26 protein-coding genes are annotated in these 25,410 nt (G+C 73.1%); 20 read left to right on the forward strand and 6 right to left on the reverse strand.

The window, feature by feature from the left end; all coding sequences use genetic code 11:
- Positions 1–329: 329 nt before the first annotated feature.
- Together AB0O28_RS14145 and gdhA are read left to right on the forward strand one after the other, a co-directional pair.
- Positions 330–1,262, forward strand: coding sequence for a GNAT family N-acetyltransferase (locus AB0O28_RS14145; protein WP_363639932.1), 933 nt, complete (start codon positions 330–332; stop codon positions 1,260–1,262).
- 69 nt (positions 1,263–1,331) lie between these two features.
- Positions 1,332–2,675: an NADP-specific glutamate dehydrogenase gene (gene gdhA / locus AB0O28_RS14150; protein WP_363639934.1), complete on the forward strand. Its 1,344-nt coding sequence runs from the start codon at positions 1,332–1,334 to the stop codon at positions 2,673–2,675.
- A 15-nt stretch (positions 2,676–2,690) separates the two neighbouring features.
- Here the strand turns inward: gdhA and AB0O28_RS14155 are convergent, their stop codons facing one another.
- Entirely contained in the window at positions 2,691–4,088 is a 1,398-nt protein-coding gene (locus AB0O28_RS14155; protein WP_363639936.1) for an MFS transporter, read from the reverse strand.
- Between the two features lie 102 nt (positions 4,089–4,190).
- Here AB0O28_RS14155 and AB0O28_RS14160 point away from each other — a divergent pair, with 102 nt between their 5' ends.
- The 6 genes from AB0O28_RS14160 (at position 4,191) to AB0O28_RS14185 (ending at position 7,604) form a co-directional block, all read left to right on the forward strand.
- Entirely contained in the window at positions 4,191–5,078 is an 888-nt protein-coding gene (locus AB0O28_RS14160; protein WP_363639938.1) for a helix-turn-helix transcriptional regulator, read from the forward strand.
- Positions 5,079–5,088: 10 nt separating this feature from the next.
- Positions 5,089–5,460 (forward strand): VOC family protein, encoded by a 372-nt coding sequence (locus AB0O28_RS14165; RefSeq protein ID WP_363639940.1) that lies wholly within the window; start codon positions 5,089–5,091, stop codon positions 5,458–5,460.
- Positions 5,461–5,494: 34 nt separating this feature from the next.
- Positions 5,495–5,857 (forward strand): DUF2203 domain-containing protein, encoded by a 363-nt coding sequence (locus AB0O28_RS14170; RefSeq protein ID WP_363639942.1) that lies wholly within the window; start codon positions 5,495–5,497, stop codon positions 5,855–5,857.
- Positions 5,858–6,397: 540 nt separating this feature from the next.
- Complete coding sequence (locus AB0O28_RS14175; protein WP_363639944.1) at positions 6,398–6,526, forward strand: hypothetical protein; 129 nt, start codon at positions 6,398–6,400, stop codon at positions 6,524–6,526.
- Between the two features lie 84 nt (positions 6,527–6,610).
- Complete coding sequence (locus AB0O28_RS14180; RefSeq protein WP_363639946.1) at positions 6,611–7,000, forward strand: hypothetical protein; 390 nt, start codon at positions 6,611–6,613, stop codon at positions 6,998–7,000.
- A 1-nt stretch (position 7,001) separates the two neighbouring features.
- On the forward strand, positions 7,002–7,604 hold the full coding sequence (locus tag AB0O28_RS14185; protein ID WP_363639948.1) for a TetR/AcrR family transcriptional regulator: 603 nt from the start codon (positions 7,002–7,004) through the stop codon (positions 7,602–7,604).
- 6 nt (positions 7,605–7,610) lie between these two features.
- Here the strand turns inward: AB0O28_RS14185 and AB0O28_RS14190 are convergent, their stop codons facing one another.
- Complete coding sequence (locus AB0O28_RS14190) at positions 7,611–8,486, reverse strand: hypothetical protein (protein WP_363639950.1); 876 nt, start codon at positions 8,484–8,486, stop codon at positions 7,611–7,613.
- A 212-nt stretch (positions 8,487–8,698) separates the two neighbouring features.
- Here AB0O28_RS14190 and AB0O28_RS14195 point away from each other — a divergent pair, with 212 nt between their 5' ends.
- From AB0O28_RS14195 to AB0O28_RS14245, 11 genes are all read left to right on the forward strand, one after another.
- Complete coding sequence (locus AB0O28_RS14195; RefSeq protein WP_363639952.1) at positions 8,699–9,775, forward strand: LacI family DNA-binding transcriptional regulator; 1,077 nt, start codon at positions 8,699–8,701, stop codon at positions 9,773–9,775.
- Positions 9,772–10,677: a sugar ABC transporter permease gene (locus tag AB0O28_RS14200; protein ID WP_363639954.1), complete on the forward strand. Its 906-nt coding sequence runs from the start codon at positions 9,772–9,774 to the stop codon at positions 10,675–10,677. The genes AB0O28_RS14195 and AB0O28_RS14200 overlap by 4 nt, the downstream gene beginning before the upstream one ends.
- 51 nt (positions 10,678–10,728) lie before the next feature.
- Complete coding sequence (locus tag AB0O28_RS14205; RefSeq protein WP_363639956.1) at positions 10,729–11,547, forward strand: carbohydrate ABC transporter permease; 819 nt, start codon at positions 10,729–10,731, stop codon at positions 11,545–11,547.
- An 83-nt stretch (positions 11,548–11,630) separates the two neighbouring features.
- Complete coding sequence (locus AB0O28_RS14210) at positions 11,631–12,935, forward strand: sugar ABC transporter substrate-binding protein (protein WP_363639958.1); 1,305 nt, start codon at positions 11,631–11,633, stop codon at positions 12,933–12,935.
- The gene (locus tag AB0O28_RS14215; protein ID WP_363639961.1) at positions 12,932–13,894 is read left to right on the forward strand and encodes an ADP-ribosylglycohydrolase family protein; all 963 of its coding nucleotides are present in this window, start codon (positions 12,932–12,934) and stop codon (positions 13,892–13,894) included. Before AB0O28_RS14210 ends, AB0O28_RS14215 begins: the two co-directional genes overlap by 4 nt.
- 31 nt (positions 13,895–13,925) lie before the next feature.
- The gene (locus tag AB0O28_RS14220) at positions 13,926–14,948 is read left to right on the forward strand and encodes an ADP-ribosylglycohydrolase family protein (protein WP_363639963.1); all 1,023 of its coding nucleotides are present in this window, start codon (positions 13,926–13,928) and stop codon (positions 14,946–14,948) included.
- A 27-nt stretch (positions 14,949–14,975) separates the two neighbouring features.
- Entirely contained in the window at positions 14,976–16,205 is a 1,230-nt protein-coding gene (locus AB0O28_RS14225) for an ADP-ribosylglycohydrolase family protein (protein ID WP_363639965.1), read from the forward strand.
- Between the two features lie 42 nt (positions 16,206–16,247).
- Entirely contained in the window at positions 16,248–17,600 is a 1,353-nt protein-coding gene (locus AB0O28_RS14230) for an ADP-ribosylglycohydrolase family protein (protein ID WP_363639967.1), read from the forward strand.
- Positions 17,597–18,493, forward strand: coding sequence for a ribokinase (locus AB0O28_RS14235; RefSeq protein WP_363639969.1), 897 nt, complete (start codon positions 17,597–17,599; stop codon positions 18,491–18,493). The genes AB0O28_RS14230 and AB0O28_RS14235 overlap by 4 nt, the downstream gene beginning before the upstream one ends.
- Positions 18,490–19,653, forward strand: a complete 1,164-nt coding sequence (locus AB0O28_RS14240; protein WP_363639971.1) for a CoA transferase — start codon at positions 18,490–18,492, stop codon at positions 19,651–19,653. Before AB0O28_RS14235 ends, AB0O28_RS14240 begins: the two co-directional genes overlap by 4 nt.
- Position 19,654: 1 nt before the next feature.
- Complete coding sequence (locus AB0O28_RS14245; RefSeq protein ID WP_363639973.1) at positions 19,655–20,476, forward strand: CoA ester lyase; 822 nt, start codon at positions 19,655–19,657, stop codon at positions 20,474–20,476.
- A gap of 6 nt (positions 20,477–20,482) precedes the next feature.
- Here AB0O28_RS14245 and AB0O28_RS14250 read toward each other — a convergent pair whose 3' ends face one another.
- The 3 genes from AB0O28_RS14250 to AB0O28_RS14260 all read right to left on the reverse strand — a co-directional run bounded on the left by AB0O28_RS14250 (position 20,483) and on the right by AB0O28_RS14260 (position 23,346).
- The gene (locus AB0O28_RS14250; RefSeq protein ID WP_363639975.1) at positions 20,483–21,211 is read right to left on the reverse strand and encodes a class I SAM-dependent methyltransferase; all 729 of its coding nucleotides are present in this window, start codon (positions 21,209–21,211) and stop codon (positions 20,483–20,485) included.
- A 109-nt stretch (positions 21,212–21,320) separates the two neighbouring features.
- Positions 21,321–22,304, reverse strand: coding sequence for a pyridoxal-phosphate dependent enzyme (locus tag AB0O28_RS14255; protein WP_363639977.1), 984 nt, complete (start codon positions 22,302–22,304; stop codon positions 21,321–21,323).
- A 322-nt stretch (positions 22,305–22,626) separates the two neighbouring features.
- On the reverse strand, positions 22,627–23,346 hold the full coding sequence (locus AB0O28_RS14260; RefSeq protein WP_363639979.1) for a TetR/AcrR family transcriptional regulator: 720 nt from the start codon (positions 23,344–23,346) through the stop codon (positions 22,627–22,629).
- Positions 23,347–23,459: 113 nt separating this feature from the next.
- On the opposite strand from AB0O28_RS14260, the gene AB0O28_RS14265 reads away from it, so the two are divergent.
- The gene (locus AB0O28_RS14265) at positions 23,460–24,683 is read left to right on the forward strand and encodes a saccharopine dehydrogenase C-terminal domain-containing protein (RefSeq protein ID WP_363639981.1); all 1,224 of its coding nucleotides are present in this window, start codon (positions 23,460–23,462) and stop codon (positions 24,681–24,683) included.
- Positions 24,684–24,722: 39 nt separating this feature from the next.
- On the opposite strand, the gene AB0O28_RS14270 is transcribed toward AB0O28_RS14265, so the two are convergent.
- Entirely contained in the window at positions 24,723–25,046 is a 324-nt protein-coding gene (locus tag AB0O28_RS14270; RefSeq protein WP_363639983.1) for a hypothetical protein, read from the reverse strand.
- Positions 25,047–25,410 lie beyond the last annotated feature (364 nt).

Below are 25,410 nucleotides of genomic sequence, written 5' to 3' on the forward strand. Positions count from 1 at the left end.
GGGGCTACCGGCTCGTCACCATCGAAAGCGCGAGCCGCCCCCGCGGCAATCGCCGGGCGGGCACGCGCTCGCCGACCTGCGCGTACGCCGCCGCCCGCGCCCGTGCGCGGGAAACTTTCACAACCCGGCGCCAGGCGCGTGGGCCGCCGGTCAGCGGTCGCCGACGGCGGCGACCGGCCCGAGCGCACCTGCGAACCCGGGTCCTGTCCGAACCCGCCGCCGTCGGCCGCTCGCGGCGTGACCACTCCGGATCGGCCTGGCCGGCTCGCACAGACGCCGCCAACTCCTTGGCAAGCCGCCCACAAGTCCCGATGCCTACAAACAGTGACATGAACGACTACGACCTCCGGCGGCCGACTCCCGCCGACGCGGTGGCCATCCACGAACTGGTCACCGAGCACGACATCGAAGTGACCGGCAAACCCGACTGGACGCTCGCCGACATCGCCGACACCCTCGGCGAGCTGGACCTGGAGCACGACAGCTGGGTGGTCCACGCGGGCGGGCGGCTTCTGGGCTGGGGCCATGCCAGGCGCAAGGGCGTCAGCGACAACGTGGACGCCGACGTGCAGGCGCGGGAGCCCGGCGCGGCCGCCCTGCTGTGGGACCTCGTGCTCGGCCGGGCCGGCGAGCTCGCACGCGAGGCCGGGCACGACCACGCCATCGTCGACGTCAGCGTCTACGAGCAGGACACCGCGATGCGTGAGGCCGCCAAGGAGCGCGGCTTCGCTCCCGCCACCAGCTTCCACCGCATGCGGGCCGACCACGCCGGCGTACGGCCGGTCTTCCTGCCCGGGGTCACGGTCGAGGCGGGCTCGCCCGACGGGAAGGAGGTGCTGCGCGCGGCGCACGCCGTCCAGCAGGAGGGTTTCGCCGAGCACTTCGGATTCGTGCCGAAGACGTTCGAGGAGTGGGCCGAGGAGATGGAGGCGTCCAGCGCGAACGACTGGACGCAACTGCTGCTGGCCCGCGTCCACGGCGAGCCCGCGGCCATGCTGCTGGGCACCGACCATTTCGTGCCGGACGAGAACTGCGGCTACGTCCGCACGCTGGCGGTGCGGCCCGCCTTCCGGGGGCGCGGCCTCGGCCGGCTGCTGCTCACACGGGCCTTCGAGGCCGACGAGCGGCGCGGGCGGGTGGGCACGATCCTGCACGTGGACAGCAACAACACGACTCCGGCGCTCGGCCTGTACCGGTCGGTCGGCATGCGCCCCGTGCTCGTGATCGACGTTTGGCGGGCCCTCGTTCGTCCCGGATCTTGAGACCGCGTTGCTCACAACCAGGATGCCTCTACTGTGAGATAGGGAGAAAACGGACAGCAAGGAGAGTTGATGCTGCACGAGAGGCTCGAGGCGGTCTACGACAACGTCCTGCGCCGCAACGCGGGCGAGACCGAGTTCCACCAGGCCGTACGCGAGGTGCTGGAGAGCATCGGCCCGGTCCTGGGCAAGCACCCCGAGTACGCGGAGCAGAAGATCATCGAGCGGATCTTCGAGCCGGAACGGCAGATCATCTTCCGTGTGCCCTGGGAGGACGACCGGGGCGAGGTGCACATCAACCGCGGCTTCCGAGTCGAGTTCAACAGCGCGCTCGGGCCGTACAAGGGCGGGCTGCGCTTCCACCCCTCGGTCTACCTCGGCATCATCAAGTTCCTGGCCGTGGAGCAGATCTTCAAGAACAGCCTGACCGGCCTGCCGATCGGCGCGGGCAAGGGCGGCGCGGACTTCGACCCGAAGGGCCGTTCCGACCGGGAGATCATGCGCTTCTGCCAGAGCTTCATGACCGAGCTGTACCGGCACATCGGCGAGCACACCGACGTGCCCGCGGGGGACATCGGCGTCGGGGGCCGGGAGATCGGCTACCTGTTCGGCCAGTACAAGCGCATCACCAACCGGTACGAGTCCGGCGTCATCACCGGCAAGGGCCTCACCTACGGCGGCGCCCAGGTGCGCACCGAGGCCACCGGCTACGGCTGCGCGTTCTTCGTCGAGGAGATGCTCAAGGCGCGGGGCACGTCGTTCGACGGCAAGCGTGTGGTCGTCTCCGGCTCCGGCAACGTGGCCATCTACGCCATCGAGAAGGTACGCGAGATGGGCGGCGTCGTCGTGGCCTGCTCCGACTCCTCGGGCTACGTGGTGGACGAGAAGGGCATCGACCTCGACCTCCTCAAGCAGGTCAAGGAGGTCGAGCGGCGCCGCCTCAGCGACTACGCCGACCGCCGCGGCGCCGAGGCGAAGTACGTGGCCGGGCGAAGCGTGTGGGAGGTGCCCTGCGAGGTGGCGCTCCCGTCGGCCACGCAGAACGAGATCACCGGCAAGGACGCCGAGGCGCTCGTGCGTGGCGGCTGCATCGCGGTCGGCGAGGGCGCCAACATGCCGACCATGCCCGAGGGCATCCGGGTGTTCCGGGAGGCCGGGGTGGCCTTCGGCCCCGGCAAGGCCGCGAACGCGGGTGGCGTGGCCACCAGCGCCCTGGAGATGCAGCAGAACGCCAGCCGCGACTCGTGGTCGTTCGAGTTCTCGGAGCGGAAGCTCCAGGAGATCATGAGCGACATCCACGCCCGCTGCCTGGAGACGGCCGACGCGTACGGCATGCCGGGCGACTATGTGGCCGGCGCCAACATCGACGGCTTCAGGCGGGTGGCGGACGCCATGCTCGCCCTCGGCCTCATCTGAGCGCCCACCGAACGCTCAACGGCTGACCCGGCGGGTGCGCAGGAGTGGCAGTGCGCACCCGCCGGCGGCCAGCGAGACCGCGGCCAGCGACAGCGACGTCACCGTGGCGGCGTGCGCGGACGGGGTGAGGCTGAGGAACAGCGTGCCGAAGACGGCCACCCCGACGACCTGGCCGAGCTGGAGCATCATCGCCAGCAGGCCGCTGGCGTCCGCCGCGTCGGCGGGCGCGACCCGGGCCAGCGCCACCGCCATGAGCGGGCTGAACGTGCCCGCCATGCCGGCTCCGATGGCCGCGAAGCTGATCTCCAGCAGCGGCTCGCCGTGGCCGCCGCCGGCCAGCGCCGCCGCCAGGGCCAGCTCACCGGCGGCGGTGACGACGGCGGACGCGACGATCGTCGGCCGGTGCAGCCGCGCGGGCAGCCGCTTCCAGTTGAGGCTGGTGAGCCCGAAGGCCGCGGCCGCGGGGATGAACAGGCAGCCCGCCCGCAACGCGCTGTCGCCGAGGCCGCCCTGCAGGTGGAGGGCCATGGCGAACAGCCAGCCGCCGTACGCCGCCATGACGAGGAAGATGCCGGACCCGGCGACGGCCACTCCGGGGGCGCGCAGCAGGCGGCCGGGGACGAGCGGATGCGCGGCCCGCCGTTCCACCAGCAGGAACGCGCAGAACGCGAGAACCGACGCTCCCATCGCGATCCACCCCCACAGCGGCCAGTCCTCCTCGTGCCCGAGCACGAGCGGCACGACCAGCAGGCAGACGGCCAGCGACAGGGTGACCAGGCCGGGCACGTCGAGCCCCTGCTCACGCCGCACGTGCACGGCGGGCAGCGTCCGGGCGCCGACGGCCAGCAGCGCGAGCCCGATCGGCACGTTGACCAGGAACACCGGCCGCCAGGCCGTGCCGAACAGGTCGGCGGTCACGAGCAGCCCGCCGAGCACCTGCCCGACGACCGCGCCCGCCGAGATGACCGTGGCGTAGACGCCGAGCGCCCGCCCCCGCGAGGCCCCGTCGAAGGTGACCTGGATCAGGCTGAGCACTTGGGGCACCATCAGGGCGGCTCCCGCGCCCTGCAGCAGCCGGAAGGCGATCAGCACGCCGATCGACGGCGCGAGCCCGCACATCAGCGACGCGGCCGTGAACACCGCGAGCCCGGTGAGGAACAGCCGCCGGTAGCCGAGCAGCCCTCCAAGGCGTGCCCCGGTGATCAGCAGCATCGCGTACGCCACGGTGTAGCCGGAGATGACGAGTTGCAGCCCCGAACCGGTGGCGCCGAGGTCGGTGCGCATCGTGGGCGCGGCGACGTTGACGATGGTGGCGTCGAGGATGGCCATGAACTGCCCCGCCAGGATGACGGTGAGCAGCAGGGCCGGCGAGGTTCGCCGCGCGGCCGGCGCGCGGGTGGTGACAGTGGTCATGGCGGCTACGATGCGGCTGTCGCGATACCGGTAACGAGAGCCTGCCGATACTGGTACCGACACCACCTGGCAACGCGCTCGCGCGCTCGCCAAGATGGAAAGGTGACGACGGGGATTCGCACCAGGCAGACCAGGCGTGAGGAGCTCGCGGCCTTCCTGCGCAGCAGACGCGAGCGGATCAGGCCCGAGGACGTCGGGCTGCCGCCCGGCCTGCGCCGCCGTACGCCGGGCCTGCGGCGGGAGGAGGTCGCCCAGCTCGCGGGCGTGGGCGTGACCTGGTACACCTGGCTGGAACAGGGCCGCCCCATCAACGCCTCGGTGCAGGTGCTCGACGCCATCGCCCGCACGCTCCGGCTGGACGCGGCCGAGCGGGAGCACCTCTACCGGCTGGCGGACCTGCCGGAGATCGCCGATCCGGCGGGCGACGAAGAGGGTCTCGACGCCGAGGTGCACACGATCCTGCGCCAGCTCGGCCCGCTGCCCGCGTGCGTCTACAGCGGGCGTTACGACCTGCTCGCCTGGAACGCCGCGTACGGCACGATCTTCGCGTCCGTGGTCGACCGGCCACGGCTCGAGCGCAACGTCCTGTGGCGGGTGTTCACCATGCCGGACTGCTGCTGCCCGCTGGTGAACAAGGACGAGGAACTCCCGCAGATGGTCGCGACGCTGCGGGCGGCCTTCGGCAGGCACGTGGGAGAGCCGGCGTGGACGGGCTTCGTCACCCGGCTGTCGGCGGCGAGCCCGGAGTTCGCCCGGATGTGGGCGATGCACGAGGTGGCCAGGCCGGGCGTCCGGATGAAGCTGTTCAAGCACTCGTCGGTGGGCCTGATCCGCCTGACGTCCACCAGCATGGCGCTGGCGGCGCCGCCGGAGACCCGCGTCGTCGTCTACACGCCCATGGACGACGAGAGCAGGCAGCGGATCGAATGGCTGGCGGTCCATCCGGAGGTCGCCCACTGCCCGCTGCATGGCGACCCCGTCGGCGGGTAAAGGCGCGGTCATGGCCTGTCGTATCAGTGAACTCGTCGTCGACTGCCACGATCCCGAGCGGCTCGCCGCCTTCTGGTGCGAGGTGCTGGGTTTCGAGGTGATCGAGCGCAAGGACGACTGGGTGGAGATCGGCCCGCCGGGCATCGGTTTCGGCGGTCTCCAGCCGACGCTCATCTTCCAGTCGGTGCCCGAGCCCAAGCGGGACAAGCTGCGCCTGCACATCGACGTCAACCCCACCGACCGCGATCAGGAGGCCGAGCTGGAGCGCCTGCTGAAGCTCGGCGCCGTGCCGGCCGACGTGGGCCAGACCGGTGAGGAGGACTGGCACGTGCTGGCCGACCCGGAGGGCAACGAGTTCTGCCTGCTGCGCCGCCGCCTGTGAGCCTCGCGCGGGCCGATGCGGTAGCGTCCGGAGGGTGGCGAGGATCTTCACGGTCGACGAGGCCAGGTCGCTGATGCCGGCGGTGCTCGAGCACGCCCGCGCGTTCGTCGCCGTACGCGCCGACCTGGCCGAGCTGACCCACGACCTGCGGCAGGCGGGCGCCTCACCCCTCGGCGGCCTGCCGGAGGCCAAGGGCCTGGAGGCGCGGATGGACGAGATCCTGAGCTGGTTCGACGCCGAGGACATCGAGGTCAAGGGCGTGGCCCCGCTGCTCGTCGACTTCCCCGCCGTGCTCGGCGGCGTGTCCGTACGGCTGTGCTGGCTGGAGGGGGAGACCGCCCTGGGCTGGTATCACCGCAGCGACCTCGGCTTCCCCGGCCGCCGCCCTCTTCCTTAGCTTCGGGGCCCGCCGACCTCATGCGCGGCCAACGCCGCGCCCTGCTTGATTCGCGGCTGCCGCCGGTCCTGTTTGTTCCGCGGCCGCCGCGCCCGTGCTTGTTCCGCGGCTGCCGCCGCGCCTGTGCTTGTTCCGCGGCTGCCGCCGCGCCTGCCCTGACCTCGGCCGCGCCGATCGTGCTTCCGCCGGGGCGGTGCGGCGCGGATCATAAGCGGGTGTCGCGGAACTCGCCGGATCGGGCCCGCCGGCTGTGGGCGGGGCTGACCCGTGTCCCTGTCACGTTTCCCGGGCCAGGGAGCGTGACCGTGGTGGTCTCACCGGAGTCGTGGACATGCCCGCCGGGGTGGACGGGCGTCGTGACGCTGGACGGCGCCGCCCTGGTCACCGTGCCCGACGCCGGTCTGGCCGAGCCGTTGCGCGACGCCGTGCTCGCCGGTCGTATGGACCTTTCCCTGCTTCCCGCCCTGCTGCCCGCCCGGCTTTCCGTCCGTGAGGTGCTGGGCCCGGCGACGCTCGCGTACCTCGACGCCGGCGGCGGCGGTGGCCGACGCGCTCGCCGACGGGCTGCTGCCGCAGTGGAGAGCGCGTCAGGAGCCGTCGCGACGAGTCGCCCAGGTGCTCGGGTTCCGGGAGGCCGGCGCCCAGGTCAGCCTTTTCGTGCGGCGCTGACCGCTGATTCCGTACTTCTTCCGCTGGGGCTTGGAGCATGCTTCGGGCTTGCCAGTTCTTATCCACGCGGATTACTTTATCCGCATGGATAAAAACTCGGTGTGGTCTTCCGTGCGGGCGCTCTTCGTGGCCGTCCTCGTCATCTCGATCGCGGCGCTCGGCGTTGCCGCCGTCATCGGCGGCAACTGGGTGGTGTGGCTGCGCGGTGCGGCCGTGGCCGCGACGTCCGTCTGGCTCATCGCCCTGACCGGGCAGGCCGCGCGGGGCAGGAGATCCGCGTACATACGCATCCGCTTCGTCAGCATCGCCGCGCCCCTCGGCATCGTGCTCATCCTGCTCGCGCCCGACAGCGGCTATCCGATGTGGATGAAGGCGGAGCAGGCGGTGATCGGCGTCCTCGTCGCCGCCGTCGCGCTGATCGTCAACCGCCGTGCCGTGCGTGAGGCGTACCCCAAGGGTGGCAAGCTGGGGTGACATGAGCGGCTCTGGAACTCGTCAAGCGGCCACCGAGGCGCGTAAAACTCAGATCACCTCGGCCGCGATCGCCGTGCTCGCCGAGCGCGGCTACGCGGAGACCACGTTCGAGGCCATCTGCGAGCATGCCGGGCTCAGCAGCAAGAGACTCATCACCTACCACTTCGCCAGCAAGGAACGGCTGTTCGAGGCGGTCGTGCAGAAGGTCGTCGCCGACGCCGCGGCCTTCATGCGCCCGGCGCTGCTGGCCGCGCACGGAGCCCGCGCCCAGATGGAGGCGTTCATCAGGTCGAACATCGCCTTCGTCGCCCGTCACCCCGGGCACGTGCGCGCGGTGCAGCAGATCGCCTTCAACAAGGCCCCCGTGGGAGGCAGGGATCGGGACGCCGCGATCGCCAGGCTGGTGGCCCTCCTCGCGGAGGGCCAGCGCACGGGGGCCTTCCGGACCTTCGACTGCACGGTGATGGGGGCGACCCTGCGCTCCGCCATCGACACGATGGCGGAGCGGGTCGTCGACGGCCTCGACCCCGACGTCTGCGCGGACGAACTGGTGGAGCTGTTCGACCGCGCGACCCGCGCCGAGCCGTCCGCCGGCGCGGGGTGACCGGCGTCAGTCGGACAGGTCGTCGAACCCGTCGAAGCCGCCGAACGCGGCGCCGTACCGCACGCACACCATGCGGGCCACGGACTCGTGCGCGCCGAGAGGATCCGCGCACCCGGCGCCGATCGACTCGGCGGCGGTCGTGATCCGCTCGCGGTCGGCCTCGGGGCCGATGACGTACGGCACCATGGCCAGCCGGTTGGCACCGATGTTGCGCAGGCGCTCGGCGGCGTCGCGCACGCTCGGCTGGCCGTCCAGCGCGGCGGGGACGACGGGAAGCGTCAGGCGGGCGGCCAGCAGGACGGCCGTCGCGTCGGCGCCGCGGGCGGCCTCGTCGCCCCCGGCGGTCGCCACGATGATCCCGTCGACCGGGGACGAGACGTTGAACAGGCGCATCCGGTCGGCGCGGGCCAGGCCCGCCTCGGACAGGCGCACGTGCAGGGCCTCGGCCAGCAGCGGGTGCGGGCCGAGCGGCTCGGTGATCTTCACCGCGGCCTCGCTCTGCGTCGCGGCGTCCCGTACGGCCCGCAGCACGCGCGGATGCGGCCCGGTGACGAGCGGGACGACCACCGCGGCCGGACCGTCCGTGGGCCGCTGCGCGGCGATGGAGGCGAACTCCTTGGTGAGGTCGGCGCCGCCGTCGGCCAGCGAGACGATGCGAAGGTCGATCTGCGGGTTGTCGATCCTGACGATGGAGGCGACCTCCATGGCCACGTCGTCGCTCGGACCCACCGGGTCTCCGGCTCTGCCCGGCACCGCCAGGACCAGGGCGGGCGCGTCGGGCGGCAGCTCGGCCGGAAGGGGCCGTCGGTGGCGCCCGCCTCCAAGCCGAGAGGAGCGCTCCCTGATGGGGAGCTTCGGCGGGTCCTCGTGACCTTCGTTCACATCGGCGGATTCTAGGGCGAATCTGGTCGAAGAGCGGAACCAACGCGCGGCTTGTTGCGGCTTGGTGATCTAGGCGGTTTACGTGTTCGTTACTTGACGCTCCCCGTGCGGGCGGGTTTGATATGGACACATCCAGCCGTAAACGTTTACAGGCGGCTCACGTTACTGACCGGTAAACGATTACGCGACACTCTCCCCCAAGTGAGGTGCCGTTGACCGACGGTCCCACGATCACCACGATCGCGCAACGCGCCGGTGTGTCGATCGCCTCGGTGTCACGGGTGCTCAACGGGCTGCCGACGCGCGAGGACACCGTGCGGCGCGTCATGCGCGCGGCCGACGAGCTCGGCTACGTGCCCAACTCGGTCGCCCGCTCGCTCCGCAACCGCCGCACCGACCAGATCGCCTTCGCGATGGCCGACATCGGCAACCCGGTCTACGTGGCCATGGTGCGCGAGATCCAGCCGGTGCTGAAGGAGGCCGGCTACCGGCTCCTCATCCATTCCACCGACGGCGACGCCGAGGACGAGCTCGGCGTGCTGCGCGGGTTGCGCGAGCGCTATGTGGACGGCCTCATCATCAGCCCGCTGCGGGGTGTCACCGAGGAGCACGTCGAGGCCATCGTCGCCGCGCGTGCCCCCGTCGTCGTCATCGGCGCGTTGCCGGAGGGCATGCCGGAGGGGGCGCTGGTGGACAACGTGCGGACCGACTCCGCGACCGGCGTCCGGCTCGCGCTCGACCACCTGCACGCCGTCGGCAGGCGGCGCATCGGCTTCCTCAACGGCCCGCTCGACACCGTTCCCGGCGCCGCCCGCGCCGTCGCGTACCGGGAGGCCCTGGAGGCGCTGGGCCTGCCGTACGACGAGGACCTGGTCGAGGTGGGCGACTTCTACCGCGACAGCGGCGCGCGCGCCGCGCGGACGCTGCTGTCGCGTGTGCCCGGCGTTGACGCGCTGATGTGCGCCAACGACCTCATCGCGCTCGGCGCGCTCGACGTGCTGCGCGAGCAGGGCAGGGACGTACCCGGCGACGTCGCGGTGGTCGGCATGGACGACACCGAACTCGCCTCGGTGACCTTGCCGACGCTGACCAGCGTCTCGCTCGGCTCGGCCGAGCGCGGCCGGGCGGCGGCCGGGCTGCTGCTCGACCGGTTGCAGAACGGCCCGCGCGAGCCGCGGGTGGTGGTCGTGCGGCCGAGCCTCACCATCCGCGGTTCGACCGCTCTTCCCGGCGCTTCCGGTGTTTCCGGTCGTCCCGGTGTTTCCGGTTCTTCCGGCGGCGGCCGGTGACCGCACTCGACGCACGGCCGTACGGTGGCCGCCGGGGCGGTTCGCAGACAGGCCGGCGGTCCGGGGGCGCGCTCGCGCTGCTGCTGCCCGCGCTCGTGCCGGTGCTGGTGTTCAGCGTGGGCCCACTGGTCTACGGCATCCTGCTGGCCTTCACCGACGCGCGGTCCGGCCGCAACACCGAGACCGCGTTCGTGGGCCTGGAGAACTTCGCCGAGCTGCTGGCGGACGGCGACTTCTGGGAGTCGTTCCGCATCGGCCTGGTCTGGGGCCTGTCGATGACCGTGCTGCAGTTCCTCGCCTCGCTTGGGCTCGCGCTGCTGCTGCACGAGGACCTGCGCCTGCGCGGCGTCGCCCGGGTGCTGGCGGTCGTGCCGTGGGCCATGCCGCCGGTGGTGATCGGCCTGATGTGGCGGCTGGTCTACCACCCGGACGCGGGCCTGCTCAACGGCCTGTTCGGCACGCGCGTCGACTGGCTGCACGACTTCTCCCTCGCGCTGCCCGCGATCGTCGTCGTGGGGGTCTGGACCGGCATGCCGCAGACCACGGTCGTGCTGCTCGCCGGCCTGCAGAACGTGCCGAGGGAGCTCTACGAGGCGGTCAGCGTGGACGGCGCGGGCGCGTGGCGGCGGTTCTGGAACGTCACGCTGCCGCAGCTGCGGCCCGTGATCGTGGCCATCACCTCGCTCGACTTCGTGTGGAACATCAACCAGTTCAGCCTGGTCTACGTGCTCACCCAGGGCGGGCCTGGCGGGCGGACGAGGCTGCCCATGCTGTTCGCGTACGAGGAGGCGTTCAGGTACGGCTTCTTCGGCTACGCGGCGACGCTCGGCGTGGCGATCACGATCGTCGTGCTGGCCGTGCTGGGCCTGTACCTGTGGCGGCAGGCGCGGGAGGCGGCCTGAGATGCGCACCGACATGCGGACCGGCACACGCGCACTGACACGCGGATCGACATGACCCGCGCGCTGAAACACCTCGCGCTGCTGGGATACGTCGTGTTCCTGGCGTTCCCGCTGCTGTGGCTGCTGTCCACGGCGCTGAAGACGCCGCAGGAGATGGCCGCCCTCGACCCCACGTGGATCCCGCGCCGGCCGACCCTGGCCAACTTCGCCGACGCCTTCGGCGAGCAGGACCTGGTCGGCGCGGGGCTGCGCAGCCTCGTCGTCGCGATCGCCACCGCCCTGATCACGGTGGCGCTCGCGCTGCCCGCGGCGTACGCGCTGGCCCGCTTCCGCGGCGCGGCCGGCCGGGTCGCGATCGGCTGGGTGCTGGTCAGCCAGGTCTTCCCGGTCGTCCTGGTCGTCATCCCGCTGTTCATGGTGCTGCGGCGGCTGGAACTGGTGAACACCCTCGCCGGGCTCACGATCGTGCACGTCACGTTCGTCATGCCGTTCGCGCTGTGGATGCTGCGGGGATACGTGCGCGCGGTGCCGCGCGAGCTGGAGGAGGCCGCGGCCGTGGACGGCGCGGGGCGGCTGCGCGCGCTGGCCGCCGTCGTCGCCCCGCTGCTCGCGCCCGGCGTGGTCGCGACGCTGCTGTTCGGCTTCATCTCGTCCTGGAACGAGTTCCTGTTCGCCCTCGTGATCCTCAAGGATCCCGAGGTGGAGACCCTTCCGCTGACACTGGTGCGCTTCGTCGGCCCGGAGGGGGTCGCCCGGCTCGGGCCGCTGGCGGCGGCGTCGCTGCTCGCGACGGTGCCGAGCCTCGTCTTCTTCGCGATCATTCAGCGGCGCCTGCGGTCCGGCCTGATGGCCGGCGCCGTCAAGGGCTGACCCGCATGGCGACACCTGATAGGAGGGTCACAGTGAGCGAGCGAACCGCGAAGGCGGCTCCGAGCGGAAGGCGAGGAGGTGGCATGAGGCGCCTGAGCACGGCGCTGGCCGTGGCGGCGGTCGCGCTCGCCGCCGGATGCGGGAGCGGCGGAGGCGACGCCGCGTCCGGACAGAACGGGCAGCCGGTGAAGCTGCGTTTCCTCAGCCTGGCCTGGCAGAAGGAGTCGATCGAGGCCAACAAGCAGATCGTCGCCGAATGGAACACGGCCAACCCGAAGATCCAGGTCGAGTACGTCCAGGGGAGCTGGGACAACGTCAACGACCAGCTCGTGACGTCGTTCGAGGCCGGTGACCCGCCCGACGTGATCCACGACGACTCCCCGGCGCTGTCGAGCTTCGCCTCGCGGGGCTTCCTGCTAGACCTCACCAGCAAGGTCCCCGCCGAGCTGAAGAGCGACATCCCGCAGACCGCGTGGGACACGGTCACCTTCTCCGGCGGCGGGAGCGGCGAGGGCGTCTACGGCGTGCCGTTCCTGCAGGAGTCGCAGGTGCTCATCGCCAACAAGAAGCTGCTCGACGGCGCCGGCGTGCGCGTGCCCACCCCCGGCGCCCCGTGGACGTGGGACGAGTTCGCCGACGTGGCCAAGAAGCTCACCAAGAAGGGCGCGTACGGCGTGGCCTGGCCGATGAAGTCGCCGGTCAACAAGATGCTGAACCTGGCGCTCAACTTCGGCGGCACCTTCTTCGCCACCCAGGACGGCAAGACCACGGTGAAGGTCGGGCCGCAGGAGCGAGAGGTGCTCCAGCGCGTCCACGACCAGCTCTACACGGACAAGTCGGCCGACCCGTCCGCGCTCGGCATGGGCACCGCCGACCCGCTGCCCGGCTTCTTCGCCGGCAAGTTCGCGATCCTCCCCGCCGGGGTGTACCTGCGCCAGCAGGTCGCCGAGCAGGCGCCGAGCGGGTTCGAGTGGGTCACGCTGCCGCCGCTGAAGGGAGTCACCTCCCAGCAGGGCGCCGTGTCCCAGACGCTGTCGGTCGCGGCCGACAGCGAGCACCCCGACGAGGCGCTGAAGTTCATCGCGTTCTTCCTCAACGGACCGAACCAGGCGAAACTGGCCAAGGGTGACTGGCTGCTGCCCACCAGCACGACCGCCGCGAAGGATCCCGCGCTCACGACGGAGGACAACGGCTGGGACGTCGCCACCGCCTCGGCGAAAGACCTCGTCGTCGCGCCGTTCCTCAAGGTGAACGGGTACGACGAGTGGAAGAGCAAGGTGGCCACGCCGGCGATGCAGGAGTACTTCGCCGACAAGATCAGCCTGGACGAACTGGCCACGCGCCTCGTCGAGGAGGGGAACAAGGTGCTGGAGCGATACACCCGTTGATCACCGTCCGCGACCGCGCCCGGGGCTGCCTGCTCGGCCTCGCCGCGGGCGACGCCCTCGGCGCCCCCGCGGAGAACCTCAATCCGGAGGAGATCGCCGCCCGGTGGGGTGTGCTGACCGAGATCGAGGGCGGCGGCACCGACGACACCGAGTACACGATCTTCGCCGCCACACTGCTCCTGCGCCACGGTCACGCGCTCACGTCCGGGGACGTGGCGCGGGCCTGGCGTGAGGAGATCGTGGCGCGGCTCGACGGGCCGATGCGCGGCGCCGGGTTCTCCGAACTCGGCACCGTCGAGGCCCTGCGCCGCGGCCTGGAGCCGCCGCTCACCGGCCGGTGGCACGCCCACGGCTGGTCCGACGGACTGGCCATGCGGGCCGCGCCGTACGGGATCTTCGCGGCGGGCGACCCGGACGAGGCGGCGCGGCTGGCGGAGATCGACGGGCACGTGAGCCACACCGGCGAGGGGATATCCGGCGGCCGGGCGGTGGCCGCGGCGGTCGCGGTCGCGATGACCGGCGCCCCGCCCGGCGAGGTGGCCGAGGCGGCTCTGCGGGCGGTGCCGGAGGACTCGTGGACGGCGCGCAACCTCCGCGCCGCGCTCGACGTCGCCGCCCGCACACCCCGTCCGCTCCTGGGACGTGCGCTACACGACACGGTCGTGGTCAAGCACTACCCGTGGACGGACCTGGCGCCCGAGGCGGTCGCCCTCGCGTTCGCCGCCTACGTGGCGGGCGGCGGGGAGGTCGAGGCGTCGGTCGTCACCGCGGCCAACCTCGGCAGGGACGCCGACACCACCGCCGCCGTCGCCGGGGCCCTCGCGGGGGCGGGCCGCGGCGAGGCGGCGGTGCCGGCGCGCTGGGCCGCGCGGATCGGCCCGGTGGCCGGGCGCTGCCTGCCCGTGGTCGCCGGACGCGACATCCGCGACGTGGCCGACGAACTCGTGAAAGGACTGTAGGACCGATATGCCCTCGGGGAACAGTCGGGACGTGCAGGACGTGCAGGACGTGCGGGACGGCCGGGCCGGGCTCGACCGGGTGCGGGGGGCATTCGCCGGCCTCGCCGCGGGCGACGCGGCCGGGTGGCCCGCGGCCCGGCACCGGTCCACGCTCCTGGCCGGCTGGAGCAGGCGGTTGCGCCGCGAACTGGACATGTTCGCCGAGGAGCACCAGGTCACCACGCTGCCGGTGCCGTTCGCGCTGAACCAGCAGGTGGCGCCCCTGGCGTTCGGCCCGTCCGACGACGCCGAGTGGCTGGCGTGGACGGCCCTGACCATCCGGGAGGACCGGGCGGAGGCGTTCGGCCGCCTCGCGGGCCGTGGGGACGTCCGCGCGCGCATCTCGGTGTGGGCGGCGATCGACAACCTGGCGGCGGGCAAACGCCCGCCCGCCAGCGGGCACGACAACCCCCACCACTTCGACGACGCCGCGGCCGTGCGCGCCGTCGCCTTCGGCGCGGCCGGGCTGGACCCGCTGGAGGACGCGTGCGTCACCAACGCGGAGGACGGCGTGCTCGGGGCGGTCGCGACGGCCCGGGCGGTGGCGGCGCTGACGGACGGCGCACCGATGGCCGAGGCGGTCGAGGCCGCGCTCGGCGCGCTGCCGGACGACACGGCCATCGGGCACGCGGCGCGGGCGGCACTGCGGGCGGCGCGGGCGGCGGGCTCGCCCTTCGCCGCCGTCCCGGCCCTGGACGCCGCCGTGCTCGACCACGTCTACAGCTACGGCGTCGCCGCCGCGCAGACGGTGCCGATCGCGCTGGCCCTCGCGGACGCCGCCGTCTCCTCCTCCGGGCAGGCATCGGAGGCGTTCGGCGCTGGCGTGTCGGCGGCGGCCTGCCTCGCGCCGGTCGCCGACTCCGCGCCCGCGCTCACGGGCGCGCTGCTCGGCTGCGCCGCGGGGCACGACGCGCTGCCCGCCGCATGGCGTGAGCGGGTCCGCACGCTGGCCGGGTGCTGCCTGCCCGAACTCGCGGGGACCGACCTGCTGGACATCGCCGGGCGGCTCGTGTGACGCCCGCCGCACCACGCATTCGGACGCATGCGCACGCATAGGGACAAGGGGGAGAACTGGATGACGCCGCAGGAGGACCCGCGGGCCGACGTGCCGGCCGACGTGCTGGCCGACAGGGCGGTCGGGTGTGTGGCGGGCGCCGCGGTGGGCGACGCGCTCGGCGGGGCCACCGAGGGATGGACCGCCGAGCAGATCCAGGAACGCTACGGGGGCCGCGTCCGCGGCGTCGTTCCCCCCTTCAATGACGACTGGCGCAACGCCCGCCCGATCGCGCCGTACCACAAGGGGGACGGTCACGTCACCGACGACACGTTGATGACGCACGCCCTCATCCGGGTGTACGAGCGGGTCGGCGGCCACCTCGACGCCTACGCCGCGGCCGAGCACCTGGTCCCCGAGATGATGGGGGAGAAGCGGTGGATTCCCGAGCTCGAGGCCGAGGCGCTGCCGCTCCATCGGGTGTTCCTCGCCGAGAAGTGGCTCGTGCTGCGGCTGCACTACGGCCATGCCGACCCTCGCGAGGCGGGCGTCGGCAACATCGTCAACTGCGGCGCCGCGATGTACATGGCCCCGGTCGGTGTCGTCAACGCCGGCGACCCCGACGGCGCGTACGCCGAGGCGATCGACCTCGCCGGGGCGCACCAGTCGAGCTACGGCCGGGAGGCGGCGGGGGTGCTCGCGGCGGCGGTCGCCGAGGCGATGCGGCCCGGGGCGACACCCGACTCGGTCGTCGCCGCCTGCCTGCGGCTCGCCCGCGACGGCACCAGGGCCGCCATCGACGCGGTCTGCTCGGCCGCCCGGGGCCTCGGCCACTGGGACGGCTCGTTCGAGGCCCTGCGGGCGGCGGTCCGGCCGTACGACACGGTGGCCGACACCTACCGTGACCAGGGTCTCGGAGCGCGGCGGCCGAGTCGGCTGCACAGCATCGAGGAGCTGCCGCTCGCGCTCGCGTTCCTGGTGATGGCCAAGGGCGACTACCGCGAGACCGTGCTCGGCGGCGTCAACTACGGGCGCGACGCCGACTCGATCGCCTCGATGGGCGGCGCCGTCGCCGGGGCGCTCGGCGGGCGGGCCGCCGTCCCGGCGGACTGGCTGGAGCAGGTGGCGACGGCCAGCCGTACGGACCTGGTCGGGCCGGGGCTGGCGCTCGCGGCTGTGGCGCGGCGGGTGCACCAAGCCGACCGGGAGCGCCGCCGCGCCCACGAGGCCGCCTTCGACGCCCTGCTCGCGCCCCGCGGCGAAGGGAACGCCCCATGACGACGGCCGGGCGGAGCGGAGGAGAGGCACGGTGAGAGGGCGGTGATCCGGCTGACGTGGGTGCAGCCGGAGGATCTCGTCGGGCACGAGCTGCGGCAGGCGGCCGAGGACGGCAGGGGGAGGCTTCCGGAGGTGGCGGCCGTCGCCGCACGCTGGCACGCCGCCGGGGGACACGACGCGCCGCCCCGGGCGGGCGCCTCCGCGGAGCCCGCCCCCGGAGAGCTGCGCGCGCTGGCCGGGGAACTGCTCGACGAGCTGGCGGCGATCCCCTCGCCGCTGCCCGAGCCCTCCTCGCTGGAGGAGATCGTCGCGTCCTGCCCGGACTGGCCCGGCCGGCGCGCCGCCGTCCGGCCCGAGCCCGGGCGGGTCCTGGCCGCCTGGTGGGGGAGGGCCGCCGGATGCCTCCTCGGCAAGCCGGTGGAGAAGATCCCCCGCGAGGGGATCAGAGCCATCGCCGAGGCGACCGGCAACTGGCCGATCCGCGGCTGGTTCACCGCGAAGGGGCTGCCGCCGGAGATCGCCGAGCGCTGGCCGTGGAACCGCCGCAGCGCGGCCACCAGCCTCGCCGAGAACATCGACGGCGTGCCCGAGGACGACGACCTCAACTACGCGCTGCTCGCGCTGACCGTGCTCGAACGGCACGGACCGGACTTCACGACCGAGGACGTGGCCCGGACCTGGCTCGACATGCTGCCCGCCGGGCGGGTCTTCACCGCCGAGCGCGCGGCCTACCGCAACCTGCTCACGGGGCTGGAACCCCCGGCGACCGCCCTTCACCGGAACCCGTTCCGCGAGTGGATCGGCGCGCTGATCAGGTCCGACGTGTACGGCTGGGCCAATCCGGGCGACCCGGCGACGGCCGCGGCATGGGCGTGGCGGGACGCCCGGCTCAGCCATACGGCCAACGGCATCTACGGCGCGATGTTCGCCGCCGCCATGTGCGCGCAGGCGCTCGTGGCCGACGGCGTGGACGAGGTGATCGAGGCCGGGCTGTCGGTCGTGCCGCCCGGCTCGCGCCTGGCCGAAGCCGTGCGGGAAGCGGTCGCGGACGCCGCGGCGGAGCCGGACTTCGAGCGGGTGGCGGACCGGCTGTACGCGCGGCACGGGCGCCTCCACTGGGTGCACACGGTCAACAACGCGGCGCTGCTGGCGGCGGCCCTCGTCCACGGCGCCGGGGATTTCGCCGCGACGGTCGGCGCCGCGGTGGCGGGAGGCTGGGACACCGACTCGGCCGCCGCCACGGCCGGGTCGATCGCCGGGGCGCTGGCGGGCGGCGTCCCCGAGCGGTGGACCACCGGGGACCGGCTGGCCAGCAGCCTGCCCGGCTTCGACGGCGTCTCCTTCGGAGCGCTCGCCGCCCGCACGCTCGCGCTCACAGAGGAGAACAACACGTGATCTCGGTGTTCGGCAGTGCCAACATGGACCTGGTGGCGTACGTCGCCCAGGCCCCGAAGCCGGGGGAGACCGTCACGGGCCACGCTTTCCGCGCGATCCCCGGCGGCAAGGGGGCCAACCAGGCGATCGCCGCGTCCCGGGCGGGGGCCGAGGTGGCCTTCCTCGGGGCGGTGGGAGACGACGCGTTCGGGCCGGGCCTGCGCGCCGCGCTCGCCGAGGCGGGCGTCGAGGTGGCGGGGCTGCGGGTCGTGCCCGGCCCCTCGGGAGTGGCCCACATCGTGGTGCAGGACGGCGGCGACAACTCGATCATCGTGGTGCCGGGCGCGAACGGCGCCGTCACCGGTCCGGCAGGGCAGGACGCGCACACCATCGCCCGGTCCGACGCGCTGCTGCTGCAACTGGAGCTGCCGATGGACGCCGTGGTCGCCGCCGCCCACGTTCCCCGTGCCACGGCGTCCCGGGCCGAGGTGATCCTGACGCCGGCCCCGGTGGTGCCGCTGCCCGCCGAACTGCTGGAGGCCGTCGACCTCATCGTGCCCAACGAGCACGAGGCGGCGGCCATCACCGGCCGCGACGATCCCCGCGACGCGCTGGAGGCGCTGCTCGGCCTCGTCCCCGAGGCCGTCGTCACCCTGGGGGCCGGGGGCGCCCTGTACGGCTCCCGCGACGGCACCCGCCTGCACGAGGCCGCCGTACCGGTGCGGGCGGTCGACACCACGGCGGCGGGGGACACCTTCGCGGGGGCGCTGGCCGTGGCCAGGACCGAGGGGGCAGCTCCGGCGCGGGCGCTGCGCTTCGCCTCCGCCGCGGCGGCGCTGTCGGTGCGGCGGGAGGGCGCCAGCACCTCGATGCCGCACCGCCACGAGATCGACCGTCTTCTGGAGGAGTTGTGAACGGGCCGCTCAGCGGCGTACGCGTCATCGACGCGGCCACGTTGTTCGCCGGGCCGACAGCGGCGATGCTGCTCGGAGACTACGGCGCGGACGTCGTCAAGGTGGAGCACCCGCGCAGGCCCGATCCGTCCCGGGGGCACGGCCCCGAGGGGCTGTGGTGGAAGATGCTCGGCCGCAACAAGCGCACGATGACGCTCGACCTGTCCACCACCGAGGGGCAGGACCTGATGGTCCGGCTCGTGGAGGACGCCGACGTGCTCATCGAGAACTTCCGCCCCGGCACCCTGGAGCGCTGGAACCTGTCCTGGGACCGGCTCAGCGAGGTCAACCCCGGCCTGGTGCTCGCCCGGATCACCGGGTTCGGCCAGTTCGGCCCGTACGCCAGGCGGCCCGGCTTCGGCACCCTCGCCGAGGCGATGAGCGGGTTCGCCGCGATGACGGGCGAGCCCGGCGGGCCGCCCACGCTTCCGCCGTTCGGGCTCGCCGACGGCATCTGCGCGCTGGCCACGGCGTTCGCCGTGATGACGGCCCTGCGGTCGGGACGCGGGCAGGTCGTCGACCTGTCGATCATCGAGCCGATCCTGACCGTGCTCGGCGCCCAGCCGGCCGTCTACGACCGGCTCGGCGTCGTGCCCCCGCGTACGGGCAACCGGTCGGTCAACAACGCGCCGCGCAACACCTACCGGTGCCGCGACGGCTCCTGGGTCGCGGTCTCCACCTCGGCGCAGAGCATCGCCGAACGGGTGATGCGCCTGGTCGGGCGGCCCGACCTGGTGGACGAGCCGTGGTTCGCGACCGGTGCGGGCCGGGTGGCGCACGCCGACGAACTCGACGCGGCCGTGGCGGCATGGGTCGGCGAGCGGACCCGGGAGGAGGTGCTGCGGGCGTTCGAGGAGGCGGAGGCCGCCGTGGCGCCGATCTACGACGTGCGCGACGTGCTGGCCGACCCGCAGCTGCGTGCGCTGGACGCCGTGACCACCGTGGACGATCCCGAGCTGGGCCCGCTGCGGATGCAGAACGTGATGTTCCGGCTGTCGGAGACTCCGGGGCGCATCCGGTGGACCGGCCGTCCGCACGGCGCCGACACCGACGAGATCCTGCAGGGCCTCGGCCTGACCGATGCGGAGATCCAGTCCCTGCGGGACAAAGGAGTGGTGTGACATGTCACACGGGCTTTCCGCCGGCCCCCTGACGTGGTTGTACGTGCCCGCCGACCGCCCGGACCGGATCGCCAAGGCCCTCGGCGGCGAGGCCGACATGGTCGTCGTCGACCTGGAGGACGCGGTCGCCCCGGAGAACAAGGGCGTCGCCAGGGCCGGGGCCGTCGCCCTGCTGGCCACGCCGCGCCCGCGTGTGGAGATCCGCGTCAACGACGTCCGCACGCCGTACGGCCAGGCGGACCTGCACGCGCTCGGAACGCTGCTGCACGGCAGCGGCGGCCTGCGCATCCCCAAGGTGGAGTCGGCCGACGAGGTCCGCTGGATCGCCGACATGGTGCCGGGCGTGCCGCTGCGCCCGGCCATCGAGTCGGCCCTCGGGCTGGAGCGCGCCTTCGAGATCGCCGCCGCCTCACCGGCCGTCGCCGGGATCGGCCTGGGCGAGGCCGACCTGCGCGCCGACCTCGGCGTGACCGACGAGGCGGGGCTGGCCTGGGCGCGGTCCCGCATCGTGGTCGCGGCCCGGGCGGCGGGGCTGCCGGCCCCGGCGCAGTCCGTGTATCCGAACGTCCGCGACCTCGACGGCCTGGCCGCGTCCTGCGCCGCGGGCCGGGCGATGGGTTTTCGCGGCCGGGCGGCGATCCATCCCGTCCAGCTTCCGGTGATCGCGGCGGCCTACCGCCCGACCGGGCAGGAGATCGCGGCCGCCCTGGAGGTCGTCTCCGCCGCCGGCCGGGGCGCGGTCGCCCTCGCCGACGGCCGCTTCGTCGACGAGGCCGTCGTCCGCCAGGCCCGCCGCCTCCTCAGCGACGCCGGCGACCACTGACGTGCTTCACGCGGTGCGCTGCGCGACGAACACGAACTCGCGCCCCGGCCGATCGGGGGCCTCCCGCACGTCACGCACGCGATAGCCGTTCGCGACCAGGCTCGTCTCCACCTCGTCCCGGTCGCGGAACCGGAGAGTCGAGTCCGACGTGACGACCGCGCCGTCCGACAGGAATGTGTACGTGTAGCGGAAGGACACCAGCGGCAGGCTCACGTCGGTGACCTCGAAGCGCCGCTCCACGACCCCGGCCTCCGGAAGGTCGAGGACGACCGGGTCGGTGTCCGAAGCCCACTCCTCCCACGCCCGGCGTTCGGGACGCCTGGTCTCGAACACGAGATGGCCCCGCGGGCGAAGCGCGCCGCGGACGCCCCGGAGAGCTCGCGTCCAGTCGTCGTCGGAGAGGAACACCTGGGCCACGTTGCCCGTCATCACGGCGAGGCCGGCGCCGAACGCCGGCGCCGCGGCGGCGTCCCCGTGGACCCAGGTGACTTCGCCGCCCGGATCCTTCGCCCTCGCGACCCGCAGCGACGCCTCGGCGGGATCGACGCCCATGACCGTGCGTCCGCTGCCGGCGAGCAGAACCGCCAGGCATCCCGTTCCGCAGCCGATGTCGGCCACGCGGTCCGCGCCCAGCTCGTCGGCGATGCCGAGATAGGCGCCGAGGTCGTCGCGGTCACCGTCGAAGGCGTCGTAGACGGCGGCCAGCCGGGGGTGGGCGAAGATCGCGTCAGGCACGCGGCGACCCTATCCCGGCTGTCAGCCTGCGTCACCGCCGCGGGCCACCTCCGGTGCCCGCGCCGGCGTCGTGACGCGCTCGGCCGCCTGCGCGGGCGACCTCGAGAAGTCATGTCAGACCCGTCGGCGGAGCCGCACCGACCCAGCGGTGGTAGGCGTCCACGTCGACGTTGCTGCCGCACACGATGGTGACCACGTGCCGACCGGCGAAGCGGTCGCGGTCTTCGAGGATCGCCGCGATGCCGAGCGCGGCCGACGGTTCGACGACGAGGCCGGCGTGGTGGAGGAGCATCCGCATACCGGCGATGATCGATGCCTCCTGGACCAGGACGGCGTCGTCGGCGACCAGGAGCAGGTCGTCGAGGACAGCCGGGATGGGACGCCGGCCGGCGACGCCGTCAGCGATGGTGTCGGTCGAGTCGGTGGTGACGACGCGCCGTTGGCGCCACGAGTACGTCATCGCCGGTGCGCCCAGCGGCTGGACGCAGATCACCTCGACCTCGGGCGCGCAGGCCTTCACCACATGACCCACACCGGTGGCCAGCGCCCCGCCGCCGAGAGCGATCAGGACGGCGTCGAACGAGTGCGCGCTGTCCACCAGCTCCAGACCGATGGTCGCCGCGCCCTCGCAGGTCTCGATGTCCAGGCTGTCTTCGACCAGCCGGATGCCGTCGTACCGCGCGACGGCCGCCGCCCGCTCGCGGGCCATGTCGAAGTCGCCGTCCACCAGCTCCAATACGGCGTCCAACGCGCGGATGCGATCAAGCTTCGCCGCAGGCGCGAAGCGGGACGCCACGACGGTGACGTCGAGCCCCCGGACGCGACCGGACCAGGCGAGGGCTTGGCCGAGATTGCCCGCGCTGGCGCACACCGCGGCTCGCCGGCCATCGGCGGCGAGCATGCTCGCGACCACCTCGGTGCCGCGGGCCTTGAAGCTGCGGACCGGGTTCGCCGTTTCGAGCTTGATGCTGACCGTGCACCCGAGGGCGGTCTCCAGTGCCTCGCAGCGATACAGGGGAGTGTCGAGGAAAATCGGGTCGATCACCCGGCGGGCCGCCCGGATCCGAGCGGTGTCGAGGCGCGTCTCCTGCACGAGACGGCAGCGTAACGCCGCCGATGCTGTTCCGGCGACGGCGACCGGTGCCCGCACCGGGAGGCGAGCTCGGCGCCGGCGGAGCGGGAACGCCGTGCCGAGCCGAGGGACCGGGCCGGCGCCCCCTGGCCGCTCGGGCCGGAGGGCATCGGCCCAGGCATGCGGGACGGGCGGTGTGTCAGGTTCGCCATGGCCTGGCACCCCCGTCACGCCGCCGACGGCGCCCACCACCGGCTCCGCGACGCCGTCCGCCGGACTCTTCGCACGCCCGGGAGCCCGACCGCCTGACACGGCCGAGCCTCGCCGCTCCGGCCGCGCCCGCCTATCCGTGGCCGGTGGCGCCGTTGTCTCCGCAGTCCCGCGCGGCGCTGGCGAGCAGCATGTCCAGGGCGGCGGGGTAGGCGCTGTCGTTCATGTCGGCGACCAGCAGGGGCGCGACCGCCGCGATGTTGGGGTGGGTGCCGGGGGACAGGCGGGCGTAGGTCGCCTGCCACATCTCCTCGTCCGCCGTGCGCGTCTCCTCCGGAAGCGCGAGGGACGCCGCGTCCAGCGCGGCGAAGGCCAGCGTCATGTCGATGAAGGCGTGGTAGACGCGTACGGCCTCCCGGTCGGGGAACCCGGCGCCCCGAAGCAGCCCGAGGATCGCCTCGTCGGCCGCGATCTCGTGGGACTTGCCGCTGATGCGGCTGGCGGTCAGCACCGCGGCCTGGGGGTGTTCGAGATAGGCGGCGTGGATGCGCAGGCCGAGCTCGCGTAGGTCGGCCTGCCAGTCGCCGGTGACGTGCCAGCCGGTCATGGCCCGGCCGATGAGCAGGTCGCCGATGGCCAGCGTCAGGTCGTCGATGCCGGCGAAGTATCGGTAAAGCGTGCTCGGGTCGGCGCCCAGGGCGAGGCCGAGCCGCCGCACGGTCAGTCCGGCGGAGCCGTGCTCGCGCAGCATGCGCAGCGCGGTCCGCACGATCAGGTCCTCCGAGAGAACCACCCCGTTCTTCGTCGGGCGGCGCCGCCGGCGCGCCGACTCCGAGACCACCGGCTTGGGCATCGTGCTCTCCTCTCCGGCGCCCACCTTATGCCAACACCATTGACGTTTCGTACGGCGGTGACGTTGGATTTGATGCACCAAAGGAGTTTTTGTCCTGAAAAGGGAGTTTTGTCATGCGTGTTCTGCTCGTCGGCGCCGGTGGAGTGGGCACGGCGATCACCCGGATCGCCGCCCGCCGGTCCTTCCTCGATCACATGGTCGTCGCCGACTACGACCTGGCCCGCGCGGAGGCGGCGGTCGCCGCGCTGGGGGAGGCGGGCGCACGCTTCAGCGCCCGGAGGGTGGACGCGGGCGACGAGGCCGTGGTGGCGGCGCTGCTGGCCGAGCACCGCTGCGACGTCCTGCTGAACGCCACCGACCCGCGGTTCGTGATGCCGCTGTTCCGGGCGGCGTTGTCGGCCGGCGCGCACTACCTGGACATGGCGATGTCGCTGTCGAGGCCGCATCCGGAGCGCCCGCACGAGATGTGCGGGGTCAAGCTGGGGGACGCCCAGTTCGCGATGGCCGCCGAGTGGGAGAAGGCGGGCAGGCTCGCGCTCGTCGGCATGGGGGTGGAGCCGGGGCTGTCGGACGTCTTCGCCCGGTACGCCGCCGACGAGCTCTTCGACCACATCGAGGAGATCGGCATCCGCGACGGCGCCGACCTCACCGTGGAGGGGTACGACTTCGCGCCGTCGTTCAACATCTGGACCACCATCGAGGAGTGTCTCAACCCGCCGGTCGTGTACGAGTCCGGCCGGGGCTGGTTCACCACCCCGCCGTTCAGCGAGCCGGAGGTGTTCGACTTCCCCGAGGGCATCGGCCCGGTGGAGTGCGTCAACGTCGAGCACGAGGAGGTCCTGCTCGTGCCCCGCTGGGTCGGCGCCGAGCGGGTGACCTTCAAGTACGGGCTGGGCCGGGAGTTCATCGAGACGCTGCGGACGCTGCATCTGCTGGGGCTGGACCGCACCGAGCCCGTTCAGGCCGTCGCCAAGGGCGGCACCGCCGTCAAGGTTTCCCCGCGCGACGTGGTCGCGGCGTGCCTGCCCGACCCGGCGACCCTCGGCGATCGCATGCACGGCAAGACGTGCGCGGGCACCTGGGTCAAGGGCACCAAGGACGGCGGCCCGCGTGAGGTCTACCTCTACCACGTGGTCGACAACCAGTGGTCGATGCGCGAGTACGGCTCCCAGGCGGTGGTGTGGCAGACCGCCGTCAACCCGGTCGTGGCACTCGAACTGATGGCCACCGGCGTCTGGTCCGGCTCCGGCGTCCTGGGCCCGGAGGCCCTGCCGCCCCGGCCGTTCCTCGACCTGCTCAGCGCGTACGGCAGCCCCTGGGGCATCCGGGAGCAGTGACCGTACGGGGACGTTGGCGCCGTGTTCGCGTCCCTGTCCTCACCGTCCCCGCCCCGAGGGCGGCTCCGGCGGCGGTCCCGGGGGAGCCGCCCCGCGCCGGCGCACGAGGGCGAGGACGACGGTCAGGACGAGCCCGGCCAGGAAACAGGCCGCCCCGGTCCAGAACCACTGCCCGGGCCGGTACCACTCCGCCGGAAGCTCCGCCCCGTCGGGGGTGAAGATGACGAACAACGGCTTCGGCTCCACCCACGCCACAAGGGCGAGCGCCCAGAAGACCGCCGCGGCCAGGAAGAAGACGACGGGGATCACGTACCACAGGGCCCTCCACCGGGGGATGGGCCGCTGGGCGCGACGTCCGGGCATGGTTCACGATAACCAGTGGGAAACGCGATCCGCGCTTACCCCGGGGCGACGAAGCGGATCCGGAGGGTCACCGGCATGTGCCCTGTCTCCCGGCGCGGGCGCCCGGCTGCGCACCCGGCAGGCGGTGCGCCGCCTCGATGCCGCGACCGCACCCTGCTTCATCGGCTTGGGTATCACTCTCGCGGCCCAACGCTATCCAGGCGGGCCTCGGCAGGCATGCCGAGACCCGCGCATCTTCGCTCGCAGCAGCACGCACGTCCACGTCGGCGACCGATGAGCGTGCCGGCTGCGAGCTGCGTGGCAGGAGGCGGACGGCCCCAACGGCCCGCACCCGGGCGCAAGCGCCGGCACAATCCTCCGCGGC

The sequence above is a fragment of the Microbispora sp. NPDC088329 genome (assembly GCF_040685655.1).
GTDB lineage: Bacteria > Actinomycetota > Actinomycetes > Streptosporangiales > Streptosporangiaceae > Microbispora.